At 69.1% G+C, this 6,370-nt stretch carries 8 protein-coding genes; 4 read left to right on the top strand and 4 right to left on the bottom strand.

Going from position 1 to position 6,370, the window contains the following annotated elements; all coding sequences use genetic code 11:
• Nucleotides 1-121: 121 nt before the first annotated feature.
• From RSA25_RS04845 to hflK, 3 genes are all read right to left on the bottom strand, one after another.
• Nucleotides 122-307, bottom strand: coding sequence for a DUF2065 family protein (locus RSA25_RS04845; RefSeq protein ID WP_332807775.1), 186 nt, complete (start codon nt 305-307; stop codon nt 122-124).
• A gap of 69 nt (nt 308-376) precedes the next feature.
• Nucleotides 377-1,240: a protease modulator HflC gene (locus tag RSA25_RS04840; protein WP_332807774.1), complete on the bottom strand. Its 864-nt coding sequence runs from the start codon at nt 1,238-1,240 to the stop codon at nt 377-379.
• Nucleotides 1,237-2,364, bottom strand: a complete 1,128-nt coding sequence (gene hflK / locus RSA25_RS04835) for an FtsH protease activity modulator HflK (protein ID WP_332807773.1) — start codon at nt 2,362-2,364, stop codon at nt 1,237-1,239. Before hflK ends, RSA25_RS04840 begins: the two co-directional genes overlap by 4 nt.
• Before the next feature lie 195 nt (nt 2,365-2,559).
• On the opposite strand from hflK, the gene RSA25_RS04830 reads away from it, so the two are divergent.
• Nucleotides 2,560-3,555: a YhdH/YhfP family quinone oxidoreductase gene (locus RSA25_RS04830; RefSeq protein WP_332807772.1), complete on the top strand. Its 996-nt coding sequence runs from the start codon at nt 2,560-2,562 to the stop codon at nt 3,553-3,555.
• 89 nt (nt 3,556-3,644) lie between these two features.
• On the top strand, nt 3,645-4,028 hold the full coding sequence (pilH, locus tag RSA25_RS04825) for a twitching motility response regulator PilH (RefSeq protein ID WP_332807771.1): 384 nt from the start codon (nt 3,645-3,647) through the stop codon (nt 4,026-4,028).
• A gap of 61 nt (nt 4,029-4,089) precedes the next feature.
• On the opposite strand, the gene RSA25_RS04820 is transcribed toward pilH, so the two are convergent.
• Nucleotides 4,090-4,983 (bottom strand): DnaJ C-terminal domain-containing protein, encoded by an 894-nt coding sequence (locus RSA25_RS04820; RefSeq protein ID WP_332807770.1) that lies wholly within the window; start codon nt 4,981-4,983, stop codon nt 4,090-4,092.
• 249 nt (nt 4,984-5,232) lie between these two features.
• Here RSA25_RS04820 and RSA25_RS04815 point away from each other — a divergent pair, with 249 nt between their 5' ends.
• Together RSA25_RS04815 and RSA25_RS04810 are read left to right on the top strand one after the other, a co-directional pair.
• Nucleotides 5,233-5,715: a peroxiredoxin gene (locus tag RSA25_RS04815; protein ID WP_332807769.1), complete on the top strand. Its 483-nt coding sequence runs from the start codon at nt 5,233-5,235 to the stop codon at nt 5,713-5,715.
• Nucleotides 5,716-5,744: 29 nt separating this feature from the next.
• Nucleotides 5,745-6,362, top strand: coding sequence for a ferritin-like domain-containing protein (locus tag RSA25_RS04810; protein WP_332807768.1), 618 nt, complete (start codon nt 5,745-5,747; stop codon nt 6,360-6,362).
• Nucleotides 6,363-6,370 lie beyond the last annotated feature (8 nt).

The raw sequence follows: 6,370 nt of genomic DNA, 5'->3' as shown, positions 1-6,370 counted from the left end.
GCACACCCCCGCCCGGGGTGGCCCGGCCGGCTTGGGTGCATGTGCCGGGTTTTGGGGGCCCGGGGCCCCCCGCTGGCCGGTGGGCTGCACCCGCCGTGGCGGGGCGGGGGGCCGGCACTGCCTAGTGCTTGAGCCACCACAGGGTGGTCAGGCCCACCAGCAGGATCGCCCCGCCCCAGGTGCGCAGGGCGGCGCTGCGCAGCATCAGCAGCTGCTCGGCCATCCGCTTCCACGCCAGCGGCGCGGCGAACAGGAACAGGCCCTCGAGGATGGCGACCAGGCACAGGGCCGAGAACAGCTCTTTCATCACAGCTCCAGACATGAAACGGGGACCCGGTCTGCACCGGGTCCCCGTGGGGTGTTGCCGCGTCCCGCCTCAGCGGTCGCTTTTGAGGTACTGCAGGAACGGGTCGTTCTTGTCGAGCACGATCACGCCGTTGCCGTCGGACATGGAGCCCCGGTAGGCCTCCAGGCTGCGGTAGAAGGCATAGAACGACGGGTCGGCCGCACCGGCCTTGCCGTAGATGCGGGCGGCTTCGGCATCGCCGGCACCGCGCAACTGCTGGGCATCGCGTTCGGCTTCGGCCACGATCACCGTGCTGTCGCGGTCGGCCTGGGCGCGGATCGTCAGCGACTGCTCCTCGCCCTCGGCGCGCAGCTTGGCGGCCTCCTGCTTGCGCTGGGCGCGCATGCGCTCGTACACATCGTTGATGACCTGGCTGTCGGTGGGCAGGTCGATCTGCTTGATGCGCAGGTCGATGATTTCCATGCCCAGTTCCTTGACGGCCTTGTTGATGCCGGTCAGCTGGTTGGCGATCAGCTCGCTGCGGTCGCCGGACACCAGCTGCTGCAACGTGCGCGAGTTGATCTGGTTGCGCAGCGAGTCGGTGATGATCGGCGCCAGCCGGGCATTGGCCAGGGTCGCATCGCCGCCGGTGGCGCGGTAGTAGCTGCGCACGTCGGAGATGCGGCCGATGGCGAAGAAGTCGACGCTGACGTCCTTCTGCTCGGCGGTGAAGTAGCGGGCCGGCGCGGTGTCCAGCACCTGGAAGCGGCGGTCGAACACGCGCACCGACTCCACCAACGGCACCTTGAAGTGCAGGCCCGGCTTGATGTCGGCACGGACCACCTTGCCCAGGTTGAGCACCATCGCGGTCTGGTCCTCACGGACCACGTAGACCGAGCCCAGCAGGCCCAGCAGGGCGGCCACGGCCAGCCCGATCCAAAGGGAACTCTTCATCGGCTGACTCCTTCACGACCGGTCGGGCGGGTGGTCGGGCGTTCGGTATTGCGCACGCCATCCACCGGCGTGCTGGCCGGCAGCGAGGGCAGCATCACTTCCGGGGTGACCGCCGGGGCCGACGTAGCGGCCGCGCCGGTGCGGGTATCGCCGGGCATCGGCACGTAGATCAGCTGGCGGCCATCGCCACCGATGATCTTGCGGTTCTGCGACAGCACCTGCTCCACCGTTTCCAGCCACAGCCGCTTGCGGGTGACTTCCGGGGCATCCTTGTACTGCACCTGCAGCAGGCTGAAGCGCTCGGCATCACCCTGGGCCTTGGACACCATCGCCTGCTTGTAGCCCTCGGCGGTTGTGCGGGCACGCGAGGCCTGGCCACGCGCTTCGGGCACGACCTTGGCCGCATAGGCCTGGGCTTCGTTGATCAGGCGCTCCTTGACCTGCTGGGCGCCGTTGACCTCGTCGAAGGCCGGCTTCACTTCTTCCGGCGGGCGCGCGTCGGGCAGGGTCATGCCGGTCACGACCAGGCCGGTCTGGTAGGCCTGCAGTGCCGCTTCCAGGCGCTGTTCGGCGACCACGGCCAGCGGGCCACGGTTGTTGAGCACCGTGTTGAGATCGGCGCGGCCGACCTGCTCGCGCACCGCGCTCTGGGCCGACTGCTCCAGCACCTGGTCGGCCGAGACCGAGCCGAACAGGTACTTCTGCGGATCGGCGATGCGGTACTGCACGTTGACCGAGACGTTGACGATGTTCTCGTCACGGGTCAGCACCGGCACCTGGCTGCTGAAGGTCTTGATCTGGGTGGCGTTGACCTTGCTCACCGACTCGATCGGCCAGGGCAGCTTGAAGTTCGGGCCGGGCCCCAGGATGCGCGAGAACTGGCCGAAGCGCAGGACCACGCCGCGCTGCTGCTCGCCGATCAGCTGGAAGCTGGAGAACAGCAGCAGCAACACCACTGCAACGGCCACCCAGCGCAGGATGCCGCCATCGAACAGGTCCTTGAGCGGCCCGGGAAAACCGCCCCATCCGCCGCCATTGCCGCTACCGCGGGGTCCAAACGGCCCCCGTCGATTCTCGTCGGGACCTTGTCCGCCCTTGTTGCCGCCGGGTGTATTCCAGGCCATGCACGCTCCATCAGTGAAAGGTTGCCTGCGGGTCATTCCGCACCGTCAACCGTGAATCCTGCTCGATTCTACAAGATGGGGCCGACCGACAGGATTGGAAGGGCCGGCGCGCAGCCGGGCGCGATTCATCCCGTCGCGCCCGCCGGGCCCGGCAGCGGGTAAGGTGGCCTTCCCCTCCCCCTCCGGCACCCCTCCATGGCCCTTCCCGACCGGTTCAACGCCTTCCGCATCCACCAGGACGACCGCGGCCACCGCAGCGGGATCGAGGCGATCGGGCTGGACCAGCTCAACCCGGGCGAGGTGGTGATCCGCGCCGGGTGGTCCTCGGTGAACTACAAGGATGCCCTGGCCGGGACCGGCACGGGCCGCATCCTGCGCCGGTTCCCGCTGGTGGGCGGGATCGACGTGGCCGGCACGGTGGTGGCCTCCACCGACCCGGCCTGGCGCGAGGGCGATGCGGTGCTGGCCACCGGCTGCGGGCTCAGCGAGACCCGCGATGGCGGCTACAGCCAGTATGTGCGGCTGGAAGCGAGCGCGGTGATCGCCCAGCCGGCCGGGCTCAGCCCACGCGAGGCCATGGTGCTGGGCACGGCCGGTTTCACCGCGGCGCTGGCGCTGCTGCGCATGACCGACAACCGGCTCACCCCCGCGCACGGTCCACTGGCGGTGACCGGCGCCACCGGCGGCGTGGGCTCGCTGGCGGTGGACATTTTCAGCCAGGCCGGCTTCGAGGTGCATGCGATCAGCGGCAAGGCCGACCAGGCCGATTTCCTGCGCGGGCTGGGCGCGCGCGAGGTGCTGCCACGCGATGCGCTGGCCACCACCGCGCCGATGGCGTCGGCCCGTTTCGGCGGTGGCCTGGACAACGCCGGCGGACCGATGCTCGCCAGCCTGCTGGCGCAGACGGTGCCCTACGGCAGCGTGGTCAGTGCCGGGTTGGCCGCCAGCCCGGCGCTGGACATGACGGTCATGCCCTTCATCCTGCGCGGGGTGTCGCTGCTGGGGGTGTCCTCGGCGGCCGCGCCGCGCGCGCTGCGCGAACAGGTGTGGCAACGCCTGGCCGGGGCGTGGAAACCGCAGCACCTGGCCGCGATCTGCACGCGCGAAGTCACCCTGGACGGATTGCCTGACGTGTTCGAGGCGATGCTGGCCGGCCAATCGCTGGGGCGCACGGTGGTGCGGATCGACTGAGCGTCGCAGGCGGGCGACGGACGGCAGGCCGGGCGCTTCCCGGCCACGCGCGCGGCGCACTACACTGCGGGCATCACATGGGGAACAACATGGCACGCATTCTGATCGTCGACGATTCGCCGTCGCAGCTGTTGGGGATACAGCGCATCGTCGAGAAGCTGGGGCACCAGATCCTGACCGCCACCGACGGCGCGGCCGGCGTGGAAGCGGCCAAGGCGCAGTTGCCCGATCTGGTCCTGATGGATGTAGTGATGCCCAACCTCAACGGTTTCCAGGCCACGCGCACGCTGGCCCGCGATGCCACCACCAAGCACATCCCGGTGATCCTGGTGACCACCAAGGACCAGGACACCGACCGCATGTGGGGCATGCGCCAGGGCGCCAAGGCCTACATCACCAAGCCGTTCTCCGAAGACGAGCTGTCCGAGGTGCTGGAGCGGGTCTTCAGCAACCAGGAACCGCCGGCGGCTTGAGCACGGCGGCAGGGTCAACCGACTGGCATGAGGTTGCCGGCCAACGGCCGGCACCACGCGCTTATGCTTTTTCGCCGAATGCCTTGGCCAACGCCTTGTAGGCCTTCTTCTGCGCTTCCTCGGTCGGGGCCGGGGCCACGATCTCCAGCTCGACGATCTGATCGCCATCAGGCGTGCCCGGCAGGCCGCGCCCGCGCAGGCGCAGCTTGCGCCCGGCATCGGACTCGCCCGGCACCTTCAACTCCACCGAGCCCCCCAGCGTGGGCACGCTGATGCTGGTGCCCAGCGCGGCCTGCCACGGCGTGACCTGCAGGGTGTAGAGGATGTTGCGGCCATCCACTTCGAACTGCGGGTGCTCGGCGTATTCCACTTCCAGCAGCAGGTTGCCGCCCCCGGTGCCCTGCCCGCCCAGCCGGATCACCTGGCCGGGACGGATGCCCTTGGGCACGCGCACGTCCAGCTGCTTGCCGTTGACGTTGATGCGCAGGCTGTCGCCCTGGTGGGCGGCCTCCAGCGGCACCGACAGCTTGGCGCGGGTATCACGGGTGGGCTGCGGGCCCTGTCCGCCGCCGAAACCACTGGCGCGCCCACCACCGCCGCCGCGCTGGCGCGCGAACAGGCTTTCGAAGAAGTCGCTGAAGCCGCCACCGCCGGCGCCGCCGCCGAACACTTCTTCATAGTCGAAGCCCTGGCCGCCGCCATGGTTGGGCGGGGCATGGAACTCCTCGCCCGGGCGGTAGCCCTGGGCCTTGAGCTGGTCGTAGGCGGCGCGCTTCTGCGGGTCGCGCAGGGCCTCGTAAGCCTCGTTGACCGCCTTGAACTTGTCCTCGGCCCCGGCTTCCTTGCTGACGTCGGGGTGGTACTTGCGCGCCAGCCGGCGGTAGGCGGTCTTGATTTCGGCATCGCCCGCGCTCGGTTCCACCCCGAGCGTGGCGTAGTAGTCCTTGAATTCCATCGATACACCTCGAATAAGTTCGGTCGCCCGCGCCGGCGGGCACCGTCCCGGCAATTCTAGCGGTTGCCGCCCGGGGCGTGCCGTGACGCGGCCGAATGATCCAGCGCAATGCGCGGCGGTGCGGACCGGGCCATGCTGGGCCTGGCCGCTTCCCGCTGCCCGCCAGATGGGGCGGCGGCCGTGGTTTTCAACGTTTTGACGCCGCCGTTCCATGCCGCTGATTACGCTGCATCCGTCCAAGGAGTCCGCATGACCATCCACGTTGGCGACCGCATTCCCGAAGTGACCCTCAAGCGCATCCGCGAGGGCATGGAGACCCTCGACACCCATGCCCTGTTCGACGGCCGGCGTGCGGTGCTGTTCGCCGTGCCCGGCGCGTTCACCCCCACCTGTTCGGCCCGGCACCTGCCCGGCTACGTGGAGCACTTCGCCGCGTTCCGCCATCGCGGCATCGACGTGTTCTGCATGGCCGTCAACGACCCGTTCGTGATGAAGGCCTGGGGCGAGAGCCAGCACGTGCCCGACGGGCTGCAGATGCTCTCCGACGGCAACGGCGACTTCACCCGCGCGCTGGGCCTGGAGATGGATGCCAGCAGTTCGGGCATGGGCCAGCGCTCGCGCCGTTTCGCGCTGTATGTCGAGGACGGCGTGGTCCGCCAGACGTTCATCGAGGAACCCGGCAAGTTCGAGGTGTCTTCCGCGCAGCACGTGCTGGAGCACCTTCCCCAGTAGTCCCCCGCAACAAAGGAAACCGGCCAGCCATGTCAAAGCCAGCCAAGAAGACCCAACCCGCGTCCAGCCCCGCCAGTGCCAGCCCCGCCGCCACGCCCAAGGCGCCCGCCGCGCCGGCCGGCATCAGCGATACGGCCACCCTGCGCGCCCGCGCCCGCCGCGACATCGAGGACGGTGCGATCACCGACACCTACACCGCCGACCGCAAGGCGGTGATCAAGCTGCTCAACGCGGCCCTGGCCACCGAGTACGTGTGCGTGCTGCGCTACTACCGCCATTACTTCATGGCCAAGGGCATGCTGGCCGATTCGATCAAGGCCGAGTTCCTGGAGCACGCCCAGCAGGAGCAGGCCCACGCCGGCAAGCTGGCCGAACGCATCGTGCAGCTGGGCGGCGAGCCGGACCTCAACCCGGCCACGCTGACCGCGCGTTCGCATGCCGAGTACAAGGAAGGCAAGGACCTGCGCGACATGGTCCGCGAGAACCTGATCGCCGAGCGCATCGCCATCGACAGCTACCGGGAAATGATCAACTTCGTGGGCGACCGGGACACGACGACCAAGCGCATCCTGGAAGAAATCCTGGCCCAGGAAGAAGAGCACGCCGACGAATTTGCGGACCTGCTGGACGGCTGGATCGGCAAGTAGGCCGTGAC

The organism is Stenotrophomonas sp. (assembly GCF_036662295.1).
Taxonomy (GTDB): Bacteria; Pseudomonadota; Gammaproteobacteria; order Xanthomonadales; family Xanthomonadaceae; genus Stenotrophomonas.
Note: the sequence above shows the minus strand (reverse complement) of the source record. Positions and strands in the feature narration are given on the sequence as shown.